The organism is Haliscomenobacter sp. (assembly GCF_040403615.1).
Taxonomy (GTDB): domain Bacteria; phylum Bacteroidota; class Bacteroidia; order Chitinophagales; family Saprospiraceae; genus Haliscomenobacter.
Map to the genome: position 1 here is coordinate 48,503 of NZ_JBBAKG010000014.1, position 24,447 is coordinate 72,949.

At 46.9% G+C, this 24,447-nt stretch carries 24 protein-coding genes and 1 tRNA gene; 13 read left to right on the forward strand and 12 right to left on the reverse strand.

Going from position 1 to position 24,447, the window contains the following annotated elements; translation table 11 throughout:
- Window positions 1–3: 3 nt before the first annotated feature.
- Entirely contained in the window at window positions 4–1,563 is a 1,560-nt protein-coding gene (locus ABW391_RS06735) for an AAA family ATPase (protein WP_353481073.1), read from the forward strand.
- 33 nt (window positions 1,564–1,596) lie between these two features.
- Here ABW391_RS06735 and ABW391_RS06740 read toward each other — a convergent pair whose 3' ends face one another.
- Window positions 1,597–2,271, reverse strand: coding sequence for a hypothetical protein (locus tag ABW391_RS06740; RefSeq protein WP_353481074.1), 675 nt, complete (start codon window positions 2,269–2,271; stop codon window positions 1,597–1,599).
- A gap of 276 nt (window positions 2,272–2,547) precedes the next feature.
- Between ABW391_RS06740 and ABW391_RS06745 the strand changes: the two genes are divergently transcribed.
- Genes ABW391_RS06745 through pgeF form a run of 3 tightly spaced genes read left to right on the forward strand, consistent with a single transcriptional unit; the run spans window position 2,548 to window position 6,042 of the window.
- Window positions 2,548–3,975, forward strand: coding sequence for a glucosaminidase domain-containing protein (locus tag ABW391_RS06745; RefSeq protein WP_353481075.1), 1,428 nt, complete (start codon window positions 2,548–2,550; stop codon window positions 3,973–3,975).
- A 56-nt stretch (window positions 3,976–4,031) separates the two neighbouring features.
- The gene (locus tag ABW391_RS06750) at window positions 4,032–5,240 is read left to right on the forward strand and encodes a retropepsin-like aspartic protease family protein (protein WP_353481076.1); all 1,209 of its coding nucleotides are present in this window, start codon (window positions 4,032–4,034) and stop codon (window positions 5,238–5,240) included.
- A gap of 37 nt (window positions 5,241–5,277) precedes the next feature.
- On the forward strand, window positions 5,278–6,042 hold the full coding sequence (pgeF, locus tag ABW391_RS06755) for a peptidoglycan editing factor PgeF (protein ID WP_353481077.1): 765 nt from the start codon (window positions 5,278–5,280) through the stop codon (window positions 6,040–6,042).
- A 187-nt stretch (window positions 6,043–6,229) separates the two neighbouring features.
- Here the strand turns inward: pgeF and ABW391_RS06760 are convergent, their stop codons facing one another.
- The 4 genes from ABW391_RS06760 to ABW391_RS06775 all read right to left on the reverse strand — a co-directional run bounded on the left by ABW391_RS06760 (window position 6,230) and on the right by ABW391_RS06775 (window position 9,465).
- The gene (locus ABW391_RS06760) at window positions 6,230–7,372 is read right to left on the reverse strand and encodes a glycosyltransferase (RefSeq protein WP_353481078.1); all 1,143 of its coding nucleotides are present in this window, start codon (window positions 7,370–7,372) and stop codon (window positions 6,230–6,232) included.
- Between the two features lie 51 nt (window positions 7,373–7,423).
- A complete protein-coding gene (locus ABW391_RS06765; protein ID WP_353481079.1) occupies window positions 7,424–7,864 on the reverse strand; it encodes a hypothetical protein in 441 nt (146 codons plus the stop codon).
- 104 nt (window positions 7,865–7,968) lie between these two features.
- Window positions 7,969–8,565 (reverse strand): ribonuclease HII, encoded by a 597-nt coding sequence (rnhB, locus tag ABW391_RS06770; protein WP_353481080.1) that lies wholly within the window; start codon window positions 8,563–8,565, stop codon window positions 7,969–7,971.
- 111 nt (window positions 8,566–8,676) lie between these two features.
- The gene (locus ABW391_RS06775) at window positions 8,677–9,465 is read right to left on the reverse strand and encodes a YwqG family protein (RefSeq protein ID WP_353481081.1); all 789 of its coding nucleotides are present in this window, start codon (window positions 9,463–9,465) and stop codon (window positions 8,677–8,679) included.
- 159 nt (window positions 9,466–9,624) lie between these two features.
- Between ABW391_RS06775 and ABW391_RS06780 the strand changes: the two genes are divergently transcribed.
- The 3 genes from ABW391_RS06780 (at window position 9,625) to ABW391_RS06790 (ending at window position 14,190) form a co-directional block, all read left to right on the forward strand.
- Complete coding sequence (locus ABW391_RS06780; protein WP_353481082.1) at window positions 9,625–11,862, forward strand: efflux RND transporter permease subunit; 2,238 nt, start codon at window positions 9,625–9,627, stop codon at window positions 11,860–11,862.
- A gap of 209 nt (window positions 11,863–12,071) precedes the next feature.
- On the forward strand, window positions 12,072–13,472 hold the full coding sequence (locus ABW391_RS06785; RefSeq protein ID WP_353481083.1) for a lytic transglycosylase domain-containing protein: 1,401 nt from the start codon (window positions 12,072–12,074) through the stop codon (window positions 13,470–13,472).
- A gap of 79 nt (window positions 13,473–13,551) precedes the next feature.
- Complete coding sequence (locus ABW391_RS06790) at window positions 13,552–14,190, forward strand: DUF937 domain-containing protein (protein ID WP_353481084.1); 639 nt, start codon at window positions 13,552–13,554, stop codon at window positions 14,188–14,190.
- Between the two features lie 32 nt (window positions 14,191–14,222).
- On the opposite strand, the gene ABW391_RS06795 is transcribed toward ABW391_RS06790, so the two are convergent.
- The gene (locus tag ABW391_RS06795) at window positions 14,223–15,149 is read right to left on the reverse strand and encodes a UDP-3-O-(3-hydroxymyristoyl)glucosamine N-acyltransferase (protein WP_353481085.1); all 927 of its coding nucleotides are present in this window, start codon (window positions 15,147–15,149) and stop codon (window positions 14,223–14,225) included.
- A gap of 132 nt (window positions 15,150–15,281) precedes the next feature.
- Between ABW391_RS06795 and ABW391_RS06800 the strand changes: the two genes are divergently transcribed.
- On the forward strand, window positions 15,282–15,839 hold the full coding sequence (locus tag ABW391_RS06800; RefSeq protein WP_353481086.1) for a fasciclin domain-containing protein: 558 nt from the start codon (window positions 15,282–15,284) through the stop codon (window positions 15,837–15,839).
- 218 nt (window positions 15,840–16,057) lie between these two features.
- Here ABW391_RS06800 and ABW391_RS06805 read toward each other — a convergent pair whose 3' ends face one another.
- The 4 genes from ABW391_RS06805 to ABW391_RS06820 all read right to left on the reverse strand — a co-directional run bounded on the left by ABW391_RS06805 (window position 16,058) and on the right by ABW391_RS06820 (window position 18,920).
- Window positions 16,058–17,086 carry a DUF3078 domain-containing protein gene (locus ABW391_RS06805; protein WP_353481087.1) on the reverse strand — a complete coding sequence of 343 codons (1,029 nt, stop codon included), beginning with the start codon at window positions 17,084–17,086 and terminating at the stop codon, window positions 16,058–16,060.
- 74 nt (window positions 17,087–17,160) lie between these two features.
- On the reverse strand, window positions 17,161–18,012 hold the full coding sequence (locus ABW391_RS06810; protein ID WP_353481088.1) for a mechanosensitive ion channel family protein: 852 nt from the start codon (window positions 18,010–18,012) through the stop codon (window positions 17,161–17,163).
- A 28-nt stretch (window positions 18,013–18,040) separates the two neighbouring features.
- Complete coding sequence (locus tag ABW391_RS06815) at window positions 18,041–18,334, reverse strand: hypothetical protein (protein WP_353481089.1); 294 nt, start codon at window positions 18,332–18,334, stop codon at window positions 18,041–18,043.
- Between the two features lie 7 nt (window positions 18,335–18,341).
- A complete protein-coding gene (locus tag ABW391_RS06820) occupies window positions 18,342–18,920 on the reverse strand; it encodes an RNA polymerase sigma factor (protein WP_353481090.1) in 579 nt (192 codons plus the stop codon).
- A gap of 341 nt (window positions 18,921–19,261) precedes the next feature.
- Here ABW391_RS06820 and ABW391_RS06825 point away from each other — a divergent pair, with 341 nt between their 5' ends.
- The 3 genes from ABW391_RS06825 (at window position 19,262) to ABW391_RS06835 (ending at window position 21,471) form a co-directional block, all read left to right on the forward strand.
- Entirely contained in the window at window positions 19,262–19,885 is a 624-nt protein-coding gene (locus ABW391_RS06825; protein ID WP_353481091.1) for a copper homeostasis protein CutC, read from the forward strand.
- A gap of 59 nt (window positions 19,886–19,944) precedes the next feature.
- Window positions 19,945–21,330 (forward strand): DUF5723 family protein, encoded by a 1,386-nt coding sequence (locus ABW391_RS06830; RefSeq protein WP_353481092.1) that lies wholly within the window; start codon window positions 19,945–19,947, stop codon window positions 21,328–21,330.
- A gap of 67 nt (window positions 21,331–21,397) precedes the next feature.
- Window positions 21,398–21,471, forward strand: a tRNA-Met gene (locus ABW391_RS06835).
- A gap of 71 nt (window positions 21,472–21,542) precedes the next feature.
- On the opposite strand, the gene ABW391_RS06840 is transcribed toward ABW391_RS06835, so the two are convergent.
- A complete protein-coding gene (locus tag ABW391_RS06840) occupies window positions 21,543–22,013 on the reverse strand; it encodes a hypothetical protein (protein ID WP_353481093.1) in 471 nt (156 codons plus the stop codon).
- 133 nt (window positions 22,014–22,146) lie between these two features.
- Here ABW391_RS06840 and modB point away from each other — a divergent pair, with 133 nt between their 5' ends.
- Window positions 22,147–22,818 (forward strand): molybdate ABC transporter permease subunit, encoded by a 672-nt coding sequence (modB, locus tag ABW391_RS06845; RefSeq protein WP_353481094.1) that lies wholly within the window; start codon window positions 22,147–22,149, stop codon window positions 22,816–22,818.
- Window positions 22,819–22,831: 13 nt separating this feature from the next.
- Window positions 22,832–23,698, forward strand: coding sequence for an ATP-binding cassette domain-containing protein (locus ABW391_RS06850; protein ID WP_353481095.1), 867 nt, complete (start codon window positions 22,832–22,834; stop codon window positions 23,696–23,698).
- A 4-nt stretch (window positions 23,699–23,702) separates the two neighbouring features.
- Here ABW391_RS06850 and ABW391_RS06855 read toward each other — a convergent pair whose 3' ends face one another.
- Window positions 23,703–24,413 carry an SAM-dependent methyltransferase gene (locus tag ABW391_RS06855; protein WP_353481096.1) on the reverse strand — a complete coding sequence of 237 codons (711 nt, stop codon included), beginning with the start codon at window positions 24,411–24,413 and terminating at the stop codon, window positions 23,703–23,705.
- Window positions 24,414–24,447 lie beyond the last annotated feature (34 nt).

Sequence of the window (24,447 nt, forward strand, 5' to 3'; positions counted from 1 at the left end):
AAAATGCAAAAGCTTCAACCCCTGGTTTTGCAAGCAGTAAAACTCCCGGAATTGAGTCCCTCTCAGCAAGCCGCCTATCAAAGCTTGCTCCGCAAAGTCCAACAAAACTGCTTATGTGGTTTTGCCGTAAATTACGGTCACGGCCGTACCTTCATGCTCAAGCGCCTGGCTCTGGAAACTGGAGGCCACTTTTTGCGCCTGGCCGATTTTTTTGATGAAATCCAAACCTTCCACCCCCTGGCCATCGAAGAAGGCATTGTTTCCACTTTACTCAAAGCGCTCAAAGCGCACGACCTGGTGATCGTCGACGATTTTCATCATGTATCCAACATGGTAGAAAGCTGCTACGGCAAAGCGCGTCCAGGCGTGCTGAATGCTGCCCTGGATGGCATTTTGCGTTGGTTGGAGCAAAGTGGCAAACGACTTGTGTTGAGCAGCCAGCACGGGCACTATGCCGATCCTCTGAACGAATTCATTCAGAAAGAAAACCTGGTTGAGTTCACGGCAGCCGACCATGCTTTCTTGTTCAACGTGCTCAGTCATGGAAAATTAAAGGACGTTGACTTTGAGCGGGTGTTTGTTTTTGCGCCCCACCTCAACGCCATTCAGATGGCTTATGCCTGCCAGTTTTTGCCACCATTTGGCGTTTTTGATACCGCATTTTTGATCAAGTTTCTGGAGACTTACGCCCTCCACAGCAATGTGGATACCACCGAAGTAGAAACCATGGACTTCGCTGATTTGTATGGCGTAGAGGAAGTCATTCGCCAACTGGAGATCGACATCATCGTTCCGATGGAGCGCGACGATCTGGCCAAAGACCTGGGCATCCGCGCCAAGCGGGGTGTCTTGTTGTACGGCCCTCCTGGAACGGGTAAAACCTCGATTGGCCGGGCCTTGGCGCACCGTTTGCACAGCAAGTTTTTCTTGCTTGACGGTACGGTGATCAGTGGAACGGATCAGTTTTACCAAAAAGTAAGCCAGATCTTTGAAGCGGCCAAACACAACGCACCCAGCATCTTGTTCATCGATGACTGCGATGTGTTGTTTGAAAACCAGGATGAATATGGTTTGTACCGCTATTTGCTCACCATGCTGGACGGCCTGGAATCCAAGTCGAATGCTCAAGTGACGGTGATGTTTACCGCCATGAACATTGGTGCATTGCCACCTGCATTGATCCGCAGTGGTCGAGTAGAGTTGTGGTTGGAAATGAAACTGCCGAATCAATCCGCCCGTAAGGCCATGTTGCAAGCGATCCTTTCTGGCAGTGTATTGCAATTGAAACCAGGCGAGTTGAACCATTTGGCGGAGCTGACTTACGACTGCTCAGGCGCCGATCTGAAGCGCATTGTAGCCGATGCCCGCAACTTGCATGGCTTTGATGTAGCCAAGGAGCAACCAGTACGCGCACCATTCGAGTATTTTGCCCAGGCCATTGAGCAATTGCGCGCCAATCGGGAGCGATTAGCAGCTGCTCCGGCCTTCACGGCTGCCCACAATCCTGCGGCAGCATTGAACCCCGGAATGGTGTTGGCGCAAATGGGGGCAGATGAAGATTAAATGTGGAGTAACCAGACTCAACAACAAGCCTGGTTACTCCACTCTTTCCATTTTACTCTTGCGTATTTCGCTCAAAAATCTCCGCACTTCCCTTTCCGCCAAATACCAGTGGTAGAAATTTCCAAACACAATCAGTAGAATACCAAGCACAAAAATAGAATTGCGCGAGTTTTCAATCAGTCTGGTGTGCATGTGGTAAAAGGGACGAACAAGCAGTACTTCCATTGCAATCACCAAGGTGGTGAGCAAAAATAAAAACACTGCCCCGGCATGGGCATTGCTGCGGATTTGAGGATAATGGGTGCGCAAGCATTTTTTCATAAACAGAACAGCACCCTGGTCTTCTACATCCATGCGCAACAGTTCACCCAGTATATGTTCTGCTTTTTGGTATTGTTGGATATGATACAAGGAGGCCGCTTTGCGGAAAAGCATGCGCTGATACAAGTCTTCCTCTTTGTACTGCACAATATTGTTTAGGATAGATGTTTCAATGACTGCGTCAACGATTGCCAAATGCTCCCTGTAAGCACCTACTTCAAAAAGAGCCGTAACATACGTAACCAAAAGATCAAAATATTCTTCAAAATCCAGGCCTTGAATCTCCTTTTCATGGTCTTCAAAAAAATGAATAATTTCCTGAAATGAATTTTCATCCAGGCTCAGGAAAGAGCGGTAGATTTTTGAATGATAGGTTGGCCTGAACATTATGTCGCTAATTTAATTGCCAGTTCTCTTTCAGTTACCGTTGGAGTAGATACGCAATACTACCGTCTCGGATCTATGTGCAACAACCCAGGGTTCAAGTTGTTCCAGCAAAATGACCCGATTGCCATTATCTGGCTTTTGCTGAGCAATTTCGCAAAAAAATCGCAACGTTAAAAAAAATTTAATAATCAAAAGCTTGATATTGATTAACTTTTCGCCGCCGTTGAGAGTTTTGATTTATTTTTGCCCCACTACTAAGCAACAATCCCATAGATCATGGTACTTTTTAAAAACAGCCTGTTCGTTTGTTTGTCAATTTTGGTTTTAGGATGCGCCAACGCGCAACCCAAAGAAGTAGAGGAAAAAATGGCCTACATCGAGCGGTATCGCCTTTTGGCCGTAGAAGAAATGGAACGCACCGGAATTCCCGCCAGCATCAAGCTGGGACAGGGATTGCTGGAATCCCGTTGGGGAACCAGTGACCTGGCGCGTTTGGCCAACAACCACTTTGGGATCAAATGTGGCAAAGACTGGTCTGGAGAAGGCTATTACAAAGAAGACGATGACCTCAACGACAAAGGGGAACTCATCAAATCTTGCTTCAGGGTATACAGCCACGCAGATCAATGCTACCGCGATCATTCCGCTTTCTTGATGAATCCGGCTAAAAAAGAACGGTACGGGCCCTTGTTTGAATTGAAGCGTACCGATTACCGCGGTTGGGCAGAAGGATTGAAAAAAGGCGGATACGCTACCGACCCAGGTTATCCAGCTAAATTGATCAAATTGATCGAAGACTTCGATCTTCACCGCTACGATGAAGTCAGTTACCAAGAGCTGTTGTCCGAAATGGGCACCTTGCCAACGCTGACTCAGCCCGACTCCCCTGAAAAAACCAAACCGGTACTTGTAGTCGGCATTCCACAATCCACAAACGATGTCAAGTTTATTGTGGCTGCCGAAAACCAAACCTTGAAAGACATTGCCTCCAAGCAGTACCTCTCCCCTAAAGCCATCATGCACTACAACCCCCACATCAGTGGCGCAGATGTACCTCTAAAGGCAGGCATCCGGGTGTTTTTGCAATCCAAACCCAAAAGCTGGCGCGGCGAAGAATTGTTTCACAAAGTGCGCAAAGGAGACCTGATGATCGATATTTCGGTCTTGTATGCCGTTGACCTGGACAAACTGTATATCCGCAACCGGATGATCCATGGACAAGAGCCTGGCGAAAATGCCCTGGTCAAAATCAGAGGAGGGAAAGCCAAAAAACAACCAGCATTGCAAAGCGATCAACCCAATAAAAAGCCTACCCCGTTGTCTACCGTTCCCAATCAATCGGCCACAACCAGCACTGCAAAGCCAACTGTACCTTTGACTCCTGCGCAAAACAATACCTCCAGGCCAGCGCTCCAACCTATCAAGGTAGGCACGAGTGCCTCCACTGATTTGGCATCCAACAACAAGCCCAATCCTGCGGCAAATAGTACAGATCCTTTTTCCAAATCCAATCCTACTGCTGCACCTACCACTAACAACAATAGTAACAATACCATCCTGGCGCCCCAATACTACCAATTGATCGAGGGAGATACCCTGGAAATTGTTGCTCAAAAGTTCAAGACTTCGGTAGAAGGCATCAAGAAACTGAACAACCTGGCAGGTAACGATTGTAAGGCGGGGACAAAAATTCGGGTAAAATAACCAACGAAACCACCAAAACCGGAGTCTTTTGCATCTTTATTGCTAAATTCGGCTTTATGGTGTGGAAAAGAATACTTGGTTGTTGGGTTTTGGGTTTTCTGGGGTTTAACTTCATTGGGTTTGCGCAAGTACAACCCAATCAGGGATCTGTAGCCCCACTACAGTTTATGACGGAAATCCCGTTCGCATTTCACCAAAACCACATTTACGTAAAAGCGAAAATCAACGGGGTAGAAGGCAATTTTATTTTCGACAACGGCTTTACGGTGACCGGATTGGACAATGATTTTGCAACGCGTTGTGGCATTCAGGCCAGTCCCGACTCCGGGGTCATCCTGGCAGATGCCAACGAAACGGAAGCAAAAGGACAATTGGGCAATGCCAGTGACATCCAACTTGCGGACGTTCATTTTAAAGATACCCGGGTGGCCATCATCGATACAGATGGTTTGCCTTCCTGCCAAAAAGTAGACGGTTTCATCGGCAGTTCGGTAATCAACAAAGCCAATTGGCGAATAGATTTTGACAAAAAGACCTTGCACTTGGCATCTCGGCCTTTTTTGGATGTTGGCTTGCGCTGTGCGTATACCATCAGTCAAAGCAATCGACATTTCATCGAATTTCGCTACGAGGGTGTTCCTTTTTGGGTACACATCGACCTAGGTTCAAGTGGTGAACTGGAACTCAACAAAGCGGCTTTTACCCCTTTGTTTTCGGGGTTACATGCCCAAATGAATGTGGGGGCTTCCAGTTTGGCCTTGTTTGGGCTGAGTGCCGTAGATACTTTTTACACCCTCAATCGCCCCTACAAATTTGGATACGACAAGTACGTGATTACCAATGCGCCCCGCATAGAACTCCAACGCGAGGTAGAATACGCCCGTTTGGGATTGGGTTATCTTTATCAATTCAACCTGATCATCAATTCGGATGCCAAAGAATACATTCTGACGCCCAATCGCCTGATTCGCCCCAATCGGGAGGACAAAGATTACGGTATCGTGTTTTATCCGGTTGGAGGGGTACACCGCATCGTGCGCCTAAGTGCATGTGAAAATGTATCAAAATACGGGTTTGTACTGGGCGAAGTGGTTGAAAAAATAGACGGACAAGCCATCGAAACCCTTGGTGATTGGTGTTCCTTAAAAACCTACATCCGAGGAAAAGCCGACAAAAGCGAGCCGCTTCGCCTCAAAATTCGAGGCCGAAAAGAGGAATGTATCCTCAACGCAGAATACAGCCCGGCACACAGCATTGTACGGTAGCGGTTCAATGCCTACTTTTGGGAAAATTTTCCCAAAAATGACCACTACGATTCAATCTTGCTGTCTCCAACCCCGGATTTTTGATGCCATTCCAGGTCTAATTGCCGCTGAAAGTACCCGCCACGGAGGCGTCAGTCAGGGCAATTACGCTGCGCTAAATCTGGGGCTTTCCACCGAAGATGACCCCATTGCCATCGAAGAAAACCGTCGCATTTTTTTCCAAAGCCTGGGATTGTCCCCAACGCAAATCGCCAGCGCTTACCAGATTCACGGCGATGCCATCCTGAAAGTAGATCAACCTGGAAGAGCGGATGGTTATGATGCCCTCATCACCAATGTACCCAATCTGTTTTTGACGGTGACGATTGCGGATTGTACGCCCATTCTGATTGCCGATCCCCGAACCCGAGCAGTTGCCGCCATTCACGCAGGCTGGCGCGGCACGATTGCGGGGATCGTATCCAAAACCATCACTCGCCTACAAGCCGAATTCGGTGTTCAAGCCCAGGATTGCCTGGCTTACATCGGCACCTGTATCGATGAATGTTCCTTTGAAGTCAATGCCGATGTGGCCGATCATTTTGCAGGTGATTTCAAACGTTGGGATGAATCCTTGCAAAAGTATTTTGTGGATCTCAAAGCAGCCAATCGTACGCAATTGATTGAGGCGGGAATTCTACCTGAAAAAATTGAGGTTTCGCCCTATTCCACCGTGGTGCACAATACCGATTTTTATTCTTACCGCAAAGAAAAAGGCGTTACGGGTAGGATGTTAAATTTGATCGGTTTCAAGGCAAACTAGACTTGTTGTAACGGGAGCGCTTGAGATCAAAATAAGGGATTACTTCGGCAAGCTCAGCATAAATTTTTTCCTGATTGAGGCTTATTTTTGAGTGCGTAGCAGCGCTACGGACGAGAAAATAAACGAAAAGCAGGAAAAAAAGACCTTTTTTGAGCCAAGCAGTCTCCCGTTATAACAAGTCTAAAACCTACCTGACCTTGCGCCCCTTCCATTCGTATTGCTTGTACAGATTCGCGCACAAACCAATGACGGCAATGTAGAGAATGTGCGCCACTTGCGCCGGCCAAAATACACGCAACAAATCCTGGCGCTGAAAAAAGACCGCTCCGGTGCCCAACAGACGGTAATCAGCCCCAACTTTAGCGCTGATTAGCAGCAATAAGCTCATTCCCAATGCAGATGGTGCAAGCGGTAGCAGCAGCAAGCACAACAAAATACTCCAACACAACCCAAAAACCAGCCCCAATACCGCGGTAATGCGCCATTCGGTATAGTTGGCATTTTTGGTGCCCCAGCGCAGGCGCTGATGAAAGAAAGCACGCCAATCGGGCATGGCTAAGGTGAGTACTGTAGCTGAAAGGGATTTAAGAAATTGTACTTGTCCAGGATATTGCGTTTCAATTTTGTGCATCAAAAAAACATCATCACCCGAGGCAAGATGGTCAACTCCCCGAAACCCTCCCACTGCGTTGAAAGCTGCACGGGTATAGGCCAAGTTTGCACCATTGCCCATGCGCATCAGGCCAGAATGCAAGCCTGCTCCGGTCAATACCATCATGCCTAAAAAATCCAGCGATTGGAAACGCTCCAGAAAACTCCGTTCCCGATGAAAATTGACGGGGCCGGCAATCATTTGTACGGGGTGATTTTGGTAAAATGACACCATGCCTGAAATCCATTCCCTACCTATGTAGCAATCTGCATCGGTGCACAGCATCAGCGTTCCACGCGCCTGGGCAATCGCAGTGTTAATGCCGTGTTTTTTGAAAGCCTGCCCTTCAGGGAGAGGATAATTGGCCAACTGGATCAACCGGATTCGAGGATCTGCTATGGCTTGCACCAATGCCGGCGTAGCATCTTCCGAATGATCGTCAACTACGATCACCTCCATCAATTCGACGGGATAATTTTGGGCCAATACTGCGTTGACGCATTCCTGGATATTGGCTGCCTCATTGCGGGCAGGAATGATCACGGAAACGAAAGTGTGGGGCTGAAAATCGGCAGGGATTTGCCAAAGGGGAATCTTGTGCCAATGCCATAAGAAAAAATGGATGAGTAGGCAGTAGGCAACACTCAATACAACGGCAATCGGTAAAATCAGAGCCATATTTTTTGGGTATTGCCTACTGTCTGCTCAATTGAGGATCAATTCAGTCACTTATAGCACCAGATCGTCGTCTTTAATCGATTTTTCTTCTTTGCGGATGCGCGGTGGAAAATCAGTTTCCAGTTCTTCATATTCCACCAAATCGCCATCTCTCTGGCGTTCGTACGCCGTTTTGACCTTTTTTACTTGCTTCTTCAGCAAGGCATTGGCCAAAAAGTAAGCACTCAAAATCGGAAATCCAATGATGGAAACGATGCCAATGAGTACACCAGAGATATTGTCTCGACGAAATGTGTTGCGAACCCACTTGAGGTAATCCAATACTACGCGGTAGTCGATAATCAAAGCTGCAATCAGCATGATCGGAGACAAGTAGTACATTAAAGTAAAAACGAAGCGGGCCAACATGAATAGCCCAACCAAAAAGGTCACGATTACAGCGACACCAATGATGGCTTTCCATGGGTTGTCGCTCTTGTTGCTTTGGCTCATGGTTATAAATTTTCACCCAATTTACAAAGATAAGCCAGCATGTGCTGCTTTTTTGGATAATTGAAGGCGCTTCATCTACCAAAAACGCAATTGACTATAGGCAATTAAAAAAGGGAAACTTGTTCTGGCAACAATCGGAAAGAGCGGCGGTGGTGCGGCGTAGGGCCATGGTGGCGCAATGCCTCGCGGTGTGCCTTGGTTGGATACCCCTTGTTGTTGTTCCAACCATACTGAGGATGATTGTCTGCCAAATCGGACATGTAATCATCGCGGTAAGTTTTGGCCAATACTGAAGCAGCCGCAATGGACATATAAATGCCATCGCCTTTAATGATGCAGCGGTGATCAATGCTTTGGTAAGGCGTGAAGCGGTTGCCGTCTACCAAAATGAGTTCCGGTTGGTGGTGGAGTTTGTCCAATGCCCGGTGCATAGCTAGAAAAGAAGCATTGAGAATATTGACTTTATCTATTTCTTCGGGATCAACTTGAGCCACAGCCCAGCTTACTGCAGACGCTTTGATGATGCAGCGCAATTCCATGCGTTGTTGCTCGGTGAGCAACTTGGAATCGTTCAGAAGAGGATGACGAAATGACTTGGGAAGAATGACTGCCGCCGCGAAAACGGGACCTGCCAAACATCCACGACCTGCTTCATCGCAGCCAGCTTCTGTCAAATGGGGGTCAAAATAAGGCGCAAGCATGTTCAATCAAATTTGGTTGGTATTTGGATAAATAGGAATGCAGTAATTCTACAGTATGTTATAGAACTCTAAAAATACATTAAAAATTCTTTAAAAAATGTAAAATCCTCGTCATGAACAGTCCCAATGGAACAAAACGCGATCAAAACGCAAGGTTTTCAAGTCTTCTGGCAAAATAAAAAAATTACCAATGCCCATGTCGCCCCACATACTATCGATGTCATTGTCTGAATCCAACTGAAAAAGCAATTGCATCGGGATCTCCAATTTGCGGGGATCGCATTGCGTAAAAAAAGCATATCCTCCAACCTTGTGGCCGCTGGATTTTGAACCCAATTCATAAAAAAAGTCCATCGCCTCCTCTTGCTTTTCGCCCAGTGCTGTCAAAAAAGCTTCGGGATAAACTTCATCAAACCAGTAATCAGGCGGCCCAAGCCATTCTTCATCCACAGCAAAATCCAGGGCAAAAGAAGCATCTCCAGGAATAGGTGTATATTCCCAGGGCTGCGGCCAAAAGGGAAACGCACGCTCCAGCAGTTCATCAGCTAGCAGCGGTTCGGTGTGGTAAACAACCCGAAAGTTTTGATTGTCATCCAGTTGATTCATATTCATCCCATACAGATCATCGTTTAAGATGAAAAATTGGAGTAAACCACTTGACGGAAATCCAGGCAAGGCAGGGGTTTCTCTAAAATTGAGCTGCGCCAGAAAAAAGAGTGGATTTCCGGCTGGGTTTCGAGGATACACCTGGTCTTTTGGCCAGTAAGGCAATCCTCCGATCTTGCTTTGTCTCAGCGAAGTGGGCAATTCTTTTTTGGGTTGTACCCGAACGGTGGTTTGTAACGTAGCCTCGATTTTTTCCCGAAAAGGCTCCAGGATGGTTGGTAGCTGAAGCGGCATGATTTTTTGGTGATTTTTGGTTGTGGGGTAAAGATAGAAAGCCCTGCGGAATAAGGAAGCCCCGACCCAAAAAATCACCCAGTCAAGTCTGCTTCGATACAAGTCGATTGAACCAAACCAAGGGTTTTTAGTTAAAGCTCTGGATTCAATTTTTAAGCTATGAGTACCCGATTTAGAATTGTAGTGCTTTCCTTGTTTGCGGTTTTATCAATTTTGAGCGTTCGTGCAGCATTTAACATTCGCTTTGCCTTTGATTTCGAGCAATTTTTTCCCATTGGTGATCCTGATTTGGAAGCGTTCAAAGAATTTGTCAAAGAGTTTGAAACCGATGACAATTTCTTGTTGGTCGCTTTGCATCGCCCTGAAGGGGTCTTTGATCAGGAATTCCTGCAAAAAGTGCATCAATTTTCGCTGGATTGCCGGGACTTGCCCCACGTAAAGCAAGTGCTTTCGTTGACCAAAATCGGTTACCCCATCAAGACGCCCTTTGCCATTACAAGCATTCCGGCCATCCACCTGGATCGGCCCGAATTGTATGCTTCCGACAAGGCGCGTTTGCTCAAAGACGAACGTTTTGTGCGCAACCTCATTTCCGAAGACGCCAAAACCCTGGTCGTTTACCTCAAAAACATTGAATCCATTGAGCTCAGTCAAGCCCGCGAATTAATCAAGGCCCTGGATGCTACCGTAAAAAAATACCAGTTCAAGGATTACCACTACCTCGGTAGGCCATATTTTCAGCAAGAGATGGTGCGCTTGCAACAAAAAGAGATCGTGATAGCCACCTTGGTTTCTGCCATTTTGGTTACCCTGGCGATGTACTTCGTGTTCAGGCGTTTTTGGGGTACAGCGGTGGCGGTGGTTTCGATGCTCTTGGGTTTGCTGCTTTTTGTGGGCTTTCTGGGTGGATTTGTACGCGAACTCAACACCCTTTCAGCCCTGTATCCGGTTTTGGTACTCATCATTGGCACTTCCGATATTGTGCACATTATGTCGAAGTACAACGACGAGTTGCACAAAGGCCATGCCCGCGACAAAGCGATGTGGAATACCATCCGGGACGTAGGTTTGGCCACTTTTATGACCGCCTTGACTACGGCTATTGGTTTTGCCTCTCTGGTGACCAATCGGGTGATGCCCATCAAAGATTTTGGAATAAATGCCGCAGTAGGCGTAATGATCGCCTATTTTACGGTCATCTTGTTTACCACCGTGATGCTGACCTGGTTTCGAGCCGATCAAATTGCCCAGCCGGAAAAAGAACACGCCTTCTGGGAGCGCTTGCTCCAGGGCATTGTTGATTTCACACGCAATCATCCTCGCGCCATTGTGCTGACCACCATCGGCGTATGCTTGTTGAGTTTATTGGGCATTTCCAAGATCACCACCAATTACGACATCATCAGCAACTTGCCTCGAAACAGCAAAATAAAAACCGATTTTTTGTTTTTTGAAAAACACCTGGCTGGATTTCGGCCTATGGAGTTTGCCATTTTTATCCAAGGCAAGTACCGTGCGGATGACTTTGAGGTACTGCGAGAAATGGAAAAAATTGAAAAAGAACTGCACAAAGCTAGTTTTATACAAGCCATTTTTTCTAGCACCGCCTTGTACAAAAGCATCAATCAGATGTACCACAACAACCGAGTGGATGCCTATCGCCTGCCTGAAAGCAAAGAAGAATTTGAATCCTACCGCCGGGCGGCCAAGCGCTTGCCGCAGTTTAGTGCCAATGTCTTGGTCAGCAAAGATGGACGCAAAGCGCGCATCACTTCCAGAGTAAGTGACATTGGCGCCGACAACATCAAGGCGTTTGGGAATAAACTGGAAAGATGGATTGATACCAATATCGATTCCACCATTATCCAGGTCAGGCGAACCGGCACGGGGTTGATTATGGATAAAAATTCGGCCTACATTCGCAGCAACCTCTTGCTCGGACTCTTCTCCTCCATTGGCTTGATCAGTTTGATCATTGCATTCGTATTGCGCAGCTTCCGCATGATGGTGATTTTTTTATTGCCCAATTTTGTGCCGCTGTTGGTTGCAGGGGCATTGCTGGGGTATTGGGGCGTTGAACTAGACGCAGGAATCTCCATTGTCTTTTCGGTGGTGTTTGGTATTGCCGTAGACGACACCATTCACTTTTTGTCAAAATTCAAATTGGAACTCAACCAGGGACATACCGTTGAAGAGGCTTTGCGGGTCACTTTGCTCGAAACGGGCAAGGCACTTATCCTTACTACCGTTTTTCTTTTCTTCGGATTTTTAGTCCTGCTTTTTTCACAGCACCCCACCAGCGTCGTCATCGGATTGCTTACCAGCATTACCCTGATGGCCGGAATGGTGACTGAATTGATGTTGGCTCCGGTACTGGTCAGGTGGCTGATCAAGTAACCTTTTTCTGTCATTTACGTATGATGATAAGTACAGGTAGGTGCAACTTTAAAAGTTTTTGCTACCTTTACAATCCAACGGTAACCAAACATCATGGAAATCAGTGGTTGTAGATCAACAATTTGACTAAAAATGATTGATTGAAAATCACCATAAAACCATTAATAACCTTAGCTATGGAATCGTCGTGTCAAAAAATTTTGCTGGCGATGCTAACGCTTTTATTGTGCCTTAGCCTCGAAACCCACGCAAAAAATCCAACAAACGAGACCGAACTGGACGAAGCGGAAATTACCCGCCGACTCTACGCGATGGAGAACAGAGTAGTGAAACCAAGGTATGATCCCGTAGTAATGGGATACCTTAAAACTTATCTGGTTCGAGGTCGCGAAGGAACGGAACAAATGCTCGGACGTCGCTTTATTTATTTTCCCCTCTTTGAAGATGTCCTTTTTCAAAATGACCTGCCTGAAGAATTAAAAGCCTTGTCCATTGTTGAGTCTGCTTTGCACAACCGCGCGATTTCGCGGGTTGGGGCCATGGGGCTTTGGCAATTTATGGCTCCAACGGCACGTAATTTTGGACTCCAAGTGGATGCCAACATTGATGAGCGCCGGGATACCCGCCGTTCAACCGAGGCCGCTGCCGCATACTTGAAAAACCTGTACAAGGAATTCTCTGATTGGGAATTGGCCATTGCGGCATACAATTCAGGTAGTGGAAGAGTGATTCGGGCAATCAAGCGCAGCCGGGGAACCAACTATTGGGCAATCCGGGGCGATCTTCCCCGCGAAACCGCCAACTATGTCCCCGCCTTCATTGCGGCCAGCTATCTTCTGGAGCATTTTGAAAAGCACGGGCTTACCCCAAAATATCCCGCTGAGGAATTGTTGCTCACCACCTCCATCAAAGTGCATCAAGACTTAAGCTTTGAGCAGGTTGCTACACTTACTGGTGTGACCATGGAAACCATTGAGTTTCTCAATCCAGCCTACAACCGCAAAACCATCCCGGCTAGTACCAAAGGATATTACCTTACCTTGCCATCCAAAGTGATGGAAAAAGTGCGGGTATACCTGGAAACCAATCGCCCGGATGGAACCATTAAACCTGAACTCTATTCCAGCATCAAAGCCCCCAAAGTGCGGGAACTGGATGCCTCGGCAAGTATGCTGGTAGAAGAAAGCCACGAAGTAAGCAAAGGTGAAACGCTGCAAGAGCTGGCTGGAATTTATGGCTGTACAGTAGACAAAATTCGGGAATGGAACAAGTTGGACACCGCAGCTATTGCACCAGGTCAGTTGCTGAAAATTTTCCGCCCAAAAGGGAGGGAACTCAAATTTAGGATAGAGCGAATGGAAGCCGTAAGCTTGATTCCCATGCTCACATTGGCGATCCAGCAAACGACCAAAATCCTGGAAAATGCCGCATCCAAAGACGTAGCTGGCCAGGAAGCCTTCCAATACTATGTCACAACCCGACCAGAGAGTATTTTTGAAATTGCTGATCGCTTCCCCGGCGCAACCCTTCAGGATATTCTCAAAATCAATGATCTCCCTTCCAATCGGATTATTCGAGCCGGAACTCGACTGAAAATCCGTAAACTTTAAATACCTCAATTTAACTGATCCAGAAGTGTTGATTACTTCTGGATCAGTTTCCGTTTTTAACTCCAAAAAATCAACAACCATGTCGAATCAATTTATGAACATCCTGTCGGAGCACCTGGATGATGACAACTTCATTGACAAACTAAGCGATCAAATTGGTGGTGCTGAAAGAGAGCAAACCCGCGCGGCTGCCAATGGCATCGTTACGGCGATGAGCAGCGCCATTACCAAAACTGCCAGCAACGAGCAGGGTGCAACTGGCCTTCTGGGTATGTTGGATACCGATCACGACGGCAGTGTTTTGGACAACATCATGGAGATGGTTTCAGGTGGCAATTCCAATTCGGGTCAAGGTGGTGGTGGACTCCTCCAAAACGGGGCCGGTCTGGTAAGCTCACTCCTTGGTGGCAAGCAAAATGGCATCATTGACATGATCAGCAAAATGAGTGGCTTGAGTGGCGATAAAACCGGCAACTTGATGGCTATGCTTGCACCCATGATCATGGGCGCCCTGGGCAAAAGCAAAAAAGAAGGCGGTCTGGATATTGGTGGCATCATGAACATGCTGCAAGGTACCCAACAAAAAACCAGCGGCAATCCAGCAATGGACATGATCGGCAAGTTTTTGGACAAAGATGGCGACGGTGACTTTACCGACGATCTCCTGGGTGGAGTAGGCGGTGGCTTACTGGGCGGCTTGTTCGGAGGCAAGAAATAAGCAAAACAGAGGGTGAGCGGGGTATCCCTTGTTCACCCTTCGTTTTTTTCGTCCCTAAGTCTTCTCAAGATTGCCAGTTCCTGGTACGCTTTGCGCGCTTCCTGGGCTGGATACCCAAAGTAAACTTTTCCTGCTTCCAAATCCTTTGAAATGCCACTTTTAGCTTGTACTACGACTCCGTTGCCAATGCTTAGGTTTTGAGCAATGCCCACCTGGCCGTACAAAATCACATCATCTCCTACTACTGTATTCCCGCCGATGCCTACCTGAGCAGCAAACAAGCAGCGTTTGCCAACGACTACATCGTGACCAATGTGCACCTGCCCATCCAGTTTGGTGCCTGTACCAATGCGGGTTTCGCCCGATACGCCCTTGCAAATGGTACAACCTGGCCCAATGTCAACCCGATCTTCCAAAACGACCATTCCTCCTGAACGCCATTTTTGAAAACCTTCCGGCGTGCGTTTGAAGTAAAAAGCTTCGGATCCAATGACCGAACCCGATTGCACAATTACCTCTTCTCCAATCTGTGTGTATTCTGCAATGGTCACGTTGGCCATGATGTGGCTATTTGCACCAATTTTAACATACGGCCCAATCACCACATTGGGTTCGATGATGGCACTTGGATGAATCTCCGCCAAAGGACTAATGCTTACTTGTAGCGGATGGTAGGGCCGGTGTTCCAACACCAGACTGTCGTATGCCTTGAATGGCTCATCGCACAGCAGCAGGGTTTTTCCTGCGGGAGGGACAACGCGTTCGTTCAAAATGACGAATGTTGCCAGTGAGCTGAGTGATTTTTCAAAATATTTTTTGACATCTACAAACGTGATATCGCCAGGGCGTACCTGGTGTATTTCATTGATGCCTATAGCCAAAGCTTCTTGATCTCCAATGACTTCAGCATTTATTTTTTGTGCTATTTCACGAATGGGTATGGGTCTGTCGAAATTCATCTGCCGATTTTAAGAGGCAAAGAAAATGAAAAAGGTTGATTTTTTTCATCCTGAAGAAAATCCAAACTTCTTTAAGCCCCGTATATCTAGTTGTAATTTATTTTACAAATCACCCAACAATTTTTCTAAATCATGAAGAACGTCTTGAAATTGGCCGTTATGGCCTTCGCATTGTTTTGTGTATCCTTGAGCGTTAATGCTCAAGTTGGTAATGTAATGGTAGGTGGAGAGCCTATGCTTCCTGCCAAAAACATCATCGAGAATGCTGTAAACTCAAAAGCCCACACTACCCTGGTAGCAGCAGTAAAAGCGGCGGGTTTGGTAGAAACACTACAAGGCAAAGGCCCATTTACAGTATTTGCACCTGTAAACGATGCTTTTGAAAACCTGCCAGCAGGTACAGTAGAAACCCTATTGAAGCCAGAAAACAAAAAATCCTTGACAGGAGTCCTGACTTACCACGTGGTATCCGGCAAGTACGATTTCAATGCATTGGTTGCATTGATCAAGAAAGGCAAAACCAGCTTGGCCACAGTGAATGGTGCAAAACTCACCTTCAAAATGAACGGCTTGCACAACATTCAGGTGGTTGATGAAAGTGGTGTTGCCGCCAACATCAGCACTTACGATGTGTATCAATCCAATGGAGTGATTCACGCTATCGATGCTGTGTTGTTGCCTAAAATGTAAGCACAAAGATCAAATAAAGGGGAATCATTATTAAGTGAAGCCCGATCAACTTTCTAGTTTGATCGGGCTTCCTTTTTTTTTGCCTTAGTAGTGGGGCAAAAAAAAGTGTTCATTTTTATTGAGCCACAGGATTAGACAAGACACTTAAAATGAATTGTTTACTCATCTAATCCTGTGGCAAAAATGAACACTTATTTTTTTGTCGCCCCTTATCCGATTTAGAACGTAATGGCGTACTTCAGCAAGAGCTGCTGGGTCACACTCAAGCGTGGCCCGGTAACTGCTTTTCCAGTACCATCCACTTTGATACCGTTGATGGCATTGAAATCAGAAGTAAACATGTTCATGTCGTCGTCGTAATAGAAATTGGCCAAAACCGCCAGTTGGAAGTTTTTAAACAAAGTCCAGGAGAGGCTGTTGCGCCAGTCTACGTCGATGTTTTGAGGATTGCTGAGGTAGTTGCTGAACATCAAGAGGTTAGAGGTGTAAGTCAGCTTATCGCCAAAGAATTTGTTGTTGTACAAAATCCGCAATTGGCTACCCAACTGGGCATCCACATTTTTGGCCGAAACGATTCCTCCCTGGGCATTTTTGGTTACCGGGTTGCCGTGCACACCGCGCAGGGCAACAGCATCGTTGCTTACAATGATCCACTTGGCGCCCAATGGGGAATAAAACAAGGAAAGCTTGGCAGTAGGCTTATAATCGATACCCACCGCAAGGTTGATGATAGCAGGTGAAAACAACTGCGACAAACGGGCCGAGCCTTCTACATTGTTCAGAAAAAGCCCGGGAAAGCTGCTTCCCCCCTGATAGGTAGGGGTCAACTGACTCAAGAAGTTCAAGTCTGCAGCATAAAAGATTTTAGAAGTTTCACTGGTTTTGTAGCCAATCTTGGAGGAAAATACCAATTCGTCCAATGATTTTTGGAAAGGTACATTGGCATTCGTTGCGCCGATGCGCACTATCCCAACGCCCAAGCGCTGTACACCAAAGTTCCATTGCCCCTGGTTTCCCCAAGCAACGCGATTTTTTTGGTAATTGCCAAAAACGTTGATGCCGCCGCCAAATCCCAGGCGGTCTTGTGCCGATCCCTGGCGAGGGTTGATGTTGAGCAATTGATCAAAGGCCAGTGCAAATCCGGCTCCGCTTTTCCAGTAGGAGGTATCTTTGGGAGCTTCTTGTCCAAAAGCAGCACTGGTGAGCAGGAAGAACAACAAAAAGAGCGGTAAAAGTGATTGTTTCATTTTGCTAAGTTGAGTAGATAATAGAGGATTGGCTAACCATCATCATGCGTTGGTCCAATCCCTTTCAAGAGGTATTATTTAAAAATTTCGTATTTCTCGCTGGAAAGTTTGTTGAGAGGCACCACAATTTTGCGGTCATCGGTGTCCAGGGTCATGGTGGAATTGTCCATTTCCAGTACCTTGCCTTTTACCCCATCGATGGCAATGGTATCGCCAATGTGAACCTTATTTTTGTTGTAGTAAGCCGCCAGTAAATTGCCCACCAATGGCCGCGAAGCATAGCCATAGCCTACCGCAAAAGCACCCACAATACCTGCCAGGATGATGGAAAGATTGTCCTGGATGAAATTGGTATCGATCCCCGCTTGCGACAAGGTGATCATGGCTACGTTGATGAACACAAAGTAGAAGACAAAATTAGCAATCAATCCCGCTGCTGGAATGTTGAGTGAAGCACAAGCCGTATGCACCAGTTTTTTGAGCACATCTGCGAATAGAATGCCGATTACAAAAACGATCAAGGCGGACAAGATCCGGGGCAGGTATTCAAAGATTTTACTGATCATTTCCGAAACCGCAGAAATGCCCATGGTATCAGCCGCAGCCATGAAAAAGAAGATGAAAATCAGGTAGTAAAAAAACTTCCCGATCATCACCGATGGCTTGATGGTCATGGGTGAGCGGGCAATAAAATCGATTTGGTTGAGGCGCTCTCCCAATTTGTCGGCTCCGATGCGCTCCAAAAGTTTTTGAAAAAAACGCGAAATCATTCTACCCAAAAACCAACCCAAAAACAACAAGAGCAGCGCGCCGATGAATTTTGGCACAAAGGAAATCATGCCCATGAAAAATTGATCAAACATGGGTTGGTACTTATTGTAAAGATCGTCGAACCATTGTGGAACGCTGAGTAAAAATAGGTTCATAATGAGTGGCTTAGGTTAAAGGATATGATTACCGAATGATGTCTGGACTTTGTGGCCCTCCGCCAATTGGCCCTTTGCTTTCGGGGCGGTCAGGCGTATTGGGTGGAATGTGATTGGGGTTTTCTTCCGTTTCTGGGCCGGCACCGCCCGCCGCCATGACCATCACGCCCACCATTTGGGACATGTACAGGTCTGCAACATCGCCGAGCATTCGCAAAAAACCGAGGTTTCCCCATACGTTGCTCACAATGCGCTCGTATTTTATTGGGTCGATGCGGTCGATGTCTTCATCGAGCATCCGTTTGAAATTATTAGAATTCATAAGCCGACTAATTTGTATTTGGGAATAGATCATCTTTGATCTTCTGAGCTTTTTCTTTGGCACGTTTTATTTGCATTTTCACCGCGCTTTCAGTTTTATCCAGAATATCAGCAATGTCTTTAATAGGCATGTCATCCTGGTATTTCATCAAAAGGATCATGCGGTCGGCTGTGGGAATTTCGTCCAAAACCTTGCGCAGGGTGTCGACTTCGAGTTGCAGCAAAGCCTCATCCGGCACCTCATCGGCCGTATCAGGAGCTTTCTCGACATCGTCGGTGAATAACTCACCATGTTTTTTGTTCCTCCGCAAATAATCAATGCAAAAATTGTAGGTAATGGAATAAAGCCAGGTAGAAAATTGAGCTTTTTCACCAAATTTTGAAAGATTGAGGAAAATCTTCAAAAAGATCTCCTGCGTTGCATCGTGCGCCAATGCCTCGTTTTTGAGGATGGAGATGCACTTTGCATAAACCTTGCTTACATAGCGGTTGTAAAGCACCGTGAAACACGGATTGGCCTGGGTTTGCAGGTAAACGTGGATCACTTCAAAATCCCGCATTTCTTTAGTACAGGTAACAGCACTCAATTTCTTCCAGGTGTTGATTCACCAGCGAAGATAAACAAAAACCGTGATTTGCATTTTAAGGAACGATGAAGAAACAACTGCCCCATTTTCACTTTGCTCTTTTACGCTTATCCATCCTATCTTTTTCGTTAAATAGGCTTGCTATTCGCCTCAAAAGATAGTTGACTAAGCGCAAAATAGCTGCGTTTAAATGTGCCATTTATTTCTTCATCGTTCCTTTGACGACAAGAACTGCAAAAAGACACGCTGAAAAACAGGAAAATCTTAAAATTTTTAACTAAAAGTATTACATCGCCCCTTAGCTCCCTATTTTGGACAATTATTCACCTCAATCTCTTTCAATGGCCTTGGAAATCGAAGTTTGTGTTGATACCCTGGAAGCAGCCCTCGTCGCTGAAGCGAATGGCGCTACTCGCATTGAACTCTGTGGGCGCCTGGATTTGGACGGAACAACCCCGGATGAAGCTTTTATTCAAGCAGCCTTAACCCAGTTGCAGATTCCGATTCACGTGATGATTCGGCCCAGGGGTGGAGATTTCGTCTATTCAGAAGCCGAATTTGCCGAGATGGAGCAAGCCATCGACCGTTGCAAGGCCCGGGGTGTTCCTGGCGTAGTATTGGGTGCGCTGACCGAATCTGGAACCCTGGATCTGACGCATATTCTAACGTTGGCCGCTCGCGCCAAACCCGAAATGCTGGTGGTTGTACACAAGTGCATCGATTTTACCCCAGATCCCGCTGCTGCTTTTGATCAACTTCTCGAACACGCTGATTTGATCGATTACGTCCTGACTTCGGGTGGCAAACCCACCGCCAAAGAAGGGCTACCTGTATTGCAATACATGATCAACCAGGGGCGAGATCGCATCAAAGTGATGGCTGCCGGAAAAATCACCAAAGACAATTTGAATGAACTATCCGATGCGCTTGGTGCTCCTGCCTACCACGGTCGATTGATCGTTTAGGCAATATTATTCAACTATTAGGCGTACTTTAAACGTTTACCTCAACAACCCAAAAACCAATGCGTCTTCTACCCCTCCTGTTGTTACTTGGCTGGACAAGCCCCTTGTTGGCTCAACTTGACCTGGGCACCCATTTCATGCGCGGCACCTGGCAGGCTTACCAAAGCAATCCTGCCTTATTGCCTCAACAGCGTATTACCATTTCTTTGCCCAACATTTATGGTTATGGCGAAGTAAGTGGATTCACCTTAGACCAAGTGTTGGAAAAAAACAGTGCCGGAACAACCATATTAAATGTAGATAAAGCCATCAGCCTACTGAAACCCGAAAACTACATCCGGGATCGCATAGACCTAGGTACTCTTGGCGTGGGATTTCACGTTGGGGGCTGGTATTTATCCTTGGGGCACAACATCCGTCAAAGTGCGTTTGCAAAATACCCCAAAGAACTGGCGCAGTTGGCCTGGAAAGGCAATGCCCAATTCGTTGGACAGGAAATACAAATTGCACCCAAAGTTGGCATTCAAACCTATCAAGAAATTAGCTTGGGCCTGGGCTTTAAGGCTTCCAAGCGTTTTACCTTGGGCGCACGCGTCAAGCTGCTCAATGGCATGGGCAATATTTCATCGCGGAATCAAGACTTTCGTCTGTTTACCAGCGATGACGTGTACCAATTGACCGTTGATGCCGATTATGGGCTGAACGCCGCCGGTACCCAATTACAATACAATGGTTTCCGTGACATCAGCGCCAAATTGGATGCGGCAACTTTCAATTGGAGCAGTGCCTGGACAAACAACACGGGCTTTGCACTTGATTTGGGCGCTAGCCTGAATTTGGGCAGACTCGAATTGGCCGCCAGCATCCTTGATCTTGGGCAAATCAACTGGAAGCAAGACGTGACCAACTTGGCCATCAAAGGAAAATACAGTTTTGAAGGACTGGATGTCTTTCCGCAGGTTTGGACCGATTCGGTCAGTTTTTCCAGCATCATCGATACCTTGGAAGCCCGCTTTAAGATCAGCGAAACCAATCAGGTATATGCCTCGGTGCTGCCAACCTATTCTTTTTTTAGTGCCAATTTGCACATTACGGACAAAACCAGCCTTGGAGCGCTGGCGTATGGCGAGCGAATCTTGGGTGAATGGCTTCCCGCGCTGGCCTTGAGTGGCCAAACCGAACTCTTCAAAGGGTTCACCATTGGTGCGGTATACGTGGTCCGCAACAAGCGATTCGACAATTTCGGCGTCAATACCAGTTTGAAAATTGGCCCCCTGCAAGCCTTTGCTGCAACCGACAATTTGCTAACGCTCCTGCAAGGTAGCAACAGCAATGCCATTAATATTCGGGCTGGTTTGAATCTTGTTTTTGGCAAAATGGAGAAATCCCCCAAGCAGAAAGAGGAGGACGACAAAGATTTTTTCAAAGAAAAGATAAAAAACTGAAAATTGGGGTTGTTTGAAAGCACCGGAGCTATTACCTTTGCACTCGCTTTTTAAGTAAAGCTTTTTTGGCGTGGTAGCTCAGCTGGTTAGAGCGTGCGATTCATAATCGCAAGGTCGGCGGTTCAAGCCCGCCTCACGCTACATGTAAATTTTAAAAGCCCTCTACTGGTTTTCCAATAGAGGGCTTTTTTTGTTGTTGCAGTACTTAGTGGTTATTCTTCGGAGTCTGCTCTGCAAGCTGCTTTTTTCAAGTAAGTGCCAATTTTGGCATGTTCGGGATCTTTCAAAACCAATTTCCCGCCTTCAGCTTCGGTCAATTCTCCGGTCATTTCGCCTACCATGTCCTCTTCGAGGACGAATACTTTTTCTTCTGACTGTTCGCTGCCTTCGATGATGTAGTTCCAATCGGCAGTAATGGTGTTTCCATCCAGGGTGCCAACAAGTTCACCGCGGGCGCCATCTTTTTCCCAGGGTTGCCAGGCCATAAAGCCGGTTACATCTGTGCCATCGATCGTAAGGGTCAGGAAAGTCGAGTCTGGTCCTTCTGAGTAAAGGTAGCAAGTAGTACCATCTGCAATGGTGGTTTCGGTTTCTTCAGAAGTTTCATCCTCAGCAGGTTTAGCTTTGGGTTGACAGGCCAACACGGTTAGTGCCAGAGCGAAAAAAGTTAGAAATCTGAGCATCATAGAAATTTTAGAGCGTTTATGGAAAAGGAATTCCTGGTTCAAGTTAAAAAGCTTGCACAAAATAGTCTGTCAATACAGGCATTTTTTTGCAAAAAGCAGCTAATTTCCGGCAATCAATGCACTGGAGGGAATGGATTTTACGAATACACTACTGCTTACGCTGCGCCTGGCCGCCATCACTACTTTTATTTTGCTTCTGCTGGGCATACCCGTTGCTTATGGTTTGGCGCGCAGCCGCAGTGCCTGGAAACCAGTATTTGAAGCATTGGTCAGCATGCCCCTGGTGTTGCCGCCAACCGTGATTGGTTTTTACTTATTGCTGGCTTTAAGCCCCAATGGTAGTTTTGGGCATTGGCTACAGGATACTTTTGAAGTACGCCTGGTGTTTACGTTTAGTGGGCTGGTTTTGGGTTCACTGATCTACAGCTTTCCCTTTATGGTGCAACCGCTGCAATCTGGCTTCGAAAATTTACCTGCACATTTGGCCGAGGCATCGTACACGCTGGGAAAATCAAGCTGGACAACCCTCTGGTGGGTACTGCTGCCCAATATTCGGCCAGCGCTATTGAGTGGAATTGTACTGGCCTTTGCGCATACGGTAGGCGAATTCGGAGTCGTGCTGATGATTGGGGGCAATATCCCTGGCGTGACCCGGGTAGCCTCTATTGCCATTTACGATGAGGTAGAAGCACTAAATTTTGCCGAAGCCAATCGCTATGCGCTGAACCTGGTGTTGCTTGCCTTTGTATTCCTCGTCTTATTTTTTCGTTACAATCGCCGGTCTCAATCATGGACTTTATGAACAGAACGTCTCAATGAATAAGTTGGTAAGTACCCTCAATTTTGACCTGCACTTACGCGATGGACGGCGCTCTTTTCACCTGGAGGTAGATTTTCAGTTGCATCCCGGCGAATTGTTGGCACTCACTGGCCCATCGGGCAGTGGAAAAACCACGGTACTGCGTATTCTTGCTGGTCTGGAAAATCGAGCCAAAGGTCAACTTATTTTTCAGAGAGAAGTGTGGCAAGACAGTTCCAAACGCATTTTCCTTCCCCCTCAACAGCGTTCAATCGGCGTGGTTTTTCAGGATTACGCCTTGTTTCCCAATATGAATGTGGCGCAGAACCTGCGTTTTGCCTTACCTAAAGCAGCTGATGGCGCGTTGATCGAGGAGTTGTTGGAAGTCATGGATCTTATGGATCTCCGCAATGCCCTGCCGCTTGAACTATCGGGTGGCCAACAGCAAAGGGTTGCGCTGGCACGAGCACTCGTACGCCGTCCCAAACTGTTGTTGCTTGATGAACCCCTCTCGGCTCTGGACACCCAAATGCGCGAACATTTGCAAACCTACATTCTGGAGCTGCACCGGCGGTACGACCTCACTACCTTATTGATCAGTCATCATCCCGAAGAAATTCAACGCCTCGCTGATCGCATGTTGATGATGGAAAAAGGCAAAATAGTCAGGGAATCCATTCCAGCTCAAGATACTCCCGAAGGCTTGGTGCTTCAGGCCATTTGGAGGGGCATCCACGAAGGAATGGCACAGGTACAGTTGGGTGAAAATTTTCTTCAAACTCCCCTATTTATCCCGACCATAAAAACCTTTAGCGCCGGGCAAATTGTCAAAATTCGAATGCTGTCAAAAACTACTTTTGAAGTATTGGGAATGGGTGAATAACTTTTCACCCCATTAAAAAAATTGCCGGACGCTTGTGCAGGTCTTTGGGCGGATTTTTTTTCCACTCCTCAATTTTACGGGTCAAAATAAATTCAGTGGGCAAAGTCAAGTCAACTGCAATGCAAAAGCGGGTTTGCGGCGCGAGGTGTTGGAGTGCTGCATCCACGATTTGCTGATTGCGGTAGGGTACTTCTATGAAAATTTGGGTACTGTTTTCGCGTTGTACCAATTGCTCCAGTCTTTTGAATTGTTGTCCCAAATCCTGTTTTTTGGCGCTCAGGTATCCTTGGAAACTGAATTTTTGGCCGTTCATTCCTGAGCCCATCAATGCCAGCAAAATCGAGGAAGGCCCCACCAGGGGGACAACCTGAATCCCTTGTTGGTGCGCCAGCCTTACGACTTCAGCACCGGGATCAGCTACTCCTGGGCATCCGGCCTCCGACATCAGGCCGATGTTGCGGCCAGCGATGGCGGGCGCCAAAAATTGCTGGTATTCACTTTCTTTGGTATGCTCGCTTAGTTCCACCATTTCAAGTTCGGGCAAAGGCCGGGGGTGCTTGGCTGCCTTGATGAAATAGCGAGCGGTTTTGGCGCGCTCTACGATGAAGTAATCGAGTTGTCGTAAGGTTTGGGCCACATATTCCGGGATGGTCTGACTGGCATTTTCGCCCAGCGGGACGGGAATCAGAAAAAGCTTGCCGTATTGTTGTTGCATTAGATTTTGCCTGCGTTTGGACTTGCAGCGAGAC

Excerpts from the sequence above, each read along its gene's own strand:
- rnhB (WP_353481080.1), bottom strand. The coding sequence starts at position 8,565 with ATGCTTGCGCCTTATTTTGACCCCCATTTGACAGAAGCTGGCTGCGAT.
- ABW391_RS06775 (WP_353481081.1), bottom strand. The coding sequence starts at position 9,465 with ATGCCGCTTCAGCTACCAACCATCCTGGAGCCTTTTCGGGAAAAAATC.
- ABW391_RS06805 (WP_353481087.1), bottom strand. The coding sequence starts at position 17,086 with ATGAAACAATCACTTTTACCGCTCTTTTTGTTGTTCTTCCTGCTCACC.
- ABW391_RS06740 (WP_353481074.1), bottom strand. The coding sequence starts at position 2,271 with ATGTTCAGGCCAACCTATCATTCAAAAATCTACCGCTCTTTCCTGAGC.
- ABW391_RS06795 (WP_353481085.1), bottom strand. The coding sequence starts at position 15,149 with ATGAATTTCGACAGACCCATACCCATTCGTGAAATAGCACAAAAAATA.
- ABW391_RS06810 (WP_353481088.1), bottom strand. The coding sequence starts at position 18,012 with ATGAACCTATTTTTACTCAGCGTTCCACAATGGTTCGACGATCTTTAC.
- ABW391_RS06855 (WP_353481096.1), bottom strand. The coding sequence starts at position 24,413 with ATGCAACAACAATACGGCAAGCTTTTTCTGATTCCCGTCCCGCTGGGC.
- ABW391_RS06780 (WP_353481082.1), top strand. The coding sequence starts at position 9,625 with ATGAGTACCCGATTTAGAATTGTAGTGCTTTCCTTGTTTGCGGTTTTA.
- ABW391_RS06785 (WP_353481083.1), top strand. The coding sequence starts at position 12,072 with ATGCTAACGCTTTTATTGTGCCTTAGCCTCGAAACCCACGCAAAAAAT.
- ABW391_RS06790 (WP_353481084.1), top strand. The coding sequence starts at position 13,552 with ATGTCGAATCAATTTATGAACATCCTGTCGGAGCACCTGGATGATGAC.
- ABW391_RS06815 (WP_353481089.1), bottom strand. The coding sequence starts at position 18,334 with ATGAATTCTAATAATTTCAAACGGATGCTCGATGAAGACATCGACCGC.
- pgeF (WP_353481077.1), top strand. The coding sequence starts at position 5,278 with ATGACCACTACGATTCAATCTTGCTGTCTCCAACCCCGGATTTTTGAT.
- ABW391_RS06800 (WP_353481086.1), top strand. The coding sequence starts at position 15,282 with ATGAAGAACGTCTTGAAATTGGCCGTTATGGCCTTCGCATTGTTTTGT.
- modB (WP_353481094.1), top strand. The coding sequence starts at position 22,147 with ATGGATTTTACGAATACACTACTGCTTACGCTGCGCCTGGCCGCCATC.
- ABW391_RS06735 (WP_353481073.1), top strand. The coding sequence starts at position 4 with ATGCAAAAGCTTCAACCCCTGGTTTTGCAAGCAGTAAAACTCCCGGAA.
- ABW391_RS06750 (WP_353481076.1), top strand. The coding sequence starts at position 4,032 with ATGGTGTGGAAAAGAATACTTGGTTGTTGGGTTTTGGGTTTTCTGGGG.
- ABW391_RS06830 (WP_353481092.1), top strand. The coding sequence starts at position 19,945 with ATGCGTCTTCTACCCCTCCTGTTGTTACTTGGCTGGACAAGCCCCTTG.
- ABW391_RS06745 (WP_353481075.1), top strand. The coding sequence starts at position 2,548 with ATGGTACTTTTTAAAAACAGCCTGTTCGTTTGTTTGTCAATTTTGGTT.
- ABW391_RS06765 (WP_353481079.1), bottom strand. The coding sequence starts at position 7,864 with ATGAGCCAAAGCAACAAGAGCGACAACCCATGGAAAGCCATCATTGGT.
- ABW391_RS06840 (WP_353481093.1), bottom strand. The coding sequence starts at position 22,013 with ATGCTCAGATTTCTAACTTTTTTCGCTCTGGCACTAACCGTGTTGGCC.
- ABW391_RS06850 (WP_353481095.1), top strand. The coding sequence starts at position 22,832 with ATGAATAAGTTGGTAAGTACCCTCAATTTTGACCTGCACTTACGCGAT.
- ABW391_RS06760 (WP_353481078.1), bottom strand. The coding sequence starts at position 7,372 with ATGGCTCTGATTTTACCGATTGCCGTTGTATTGAGTGTTGCCTACTGC.
- ABW391_RS06825 (WP_353481091.1), top strand. The coding sequence starts at position 19,262 with ATGGCCTTGGAAATCGAAGTTTGTGTTGATACCCTGGAAGCAGCCCTC.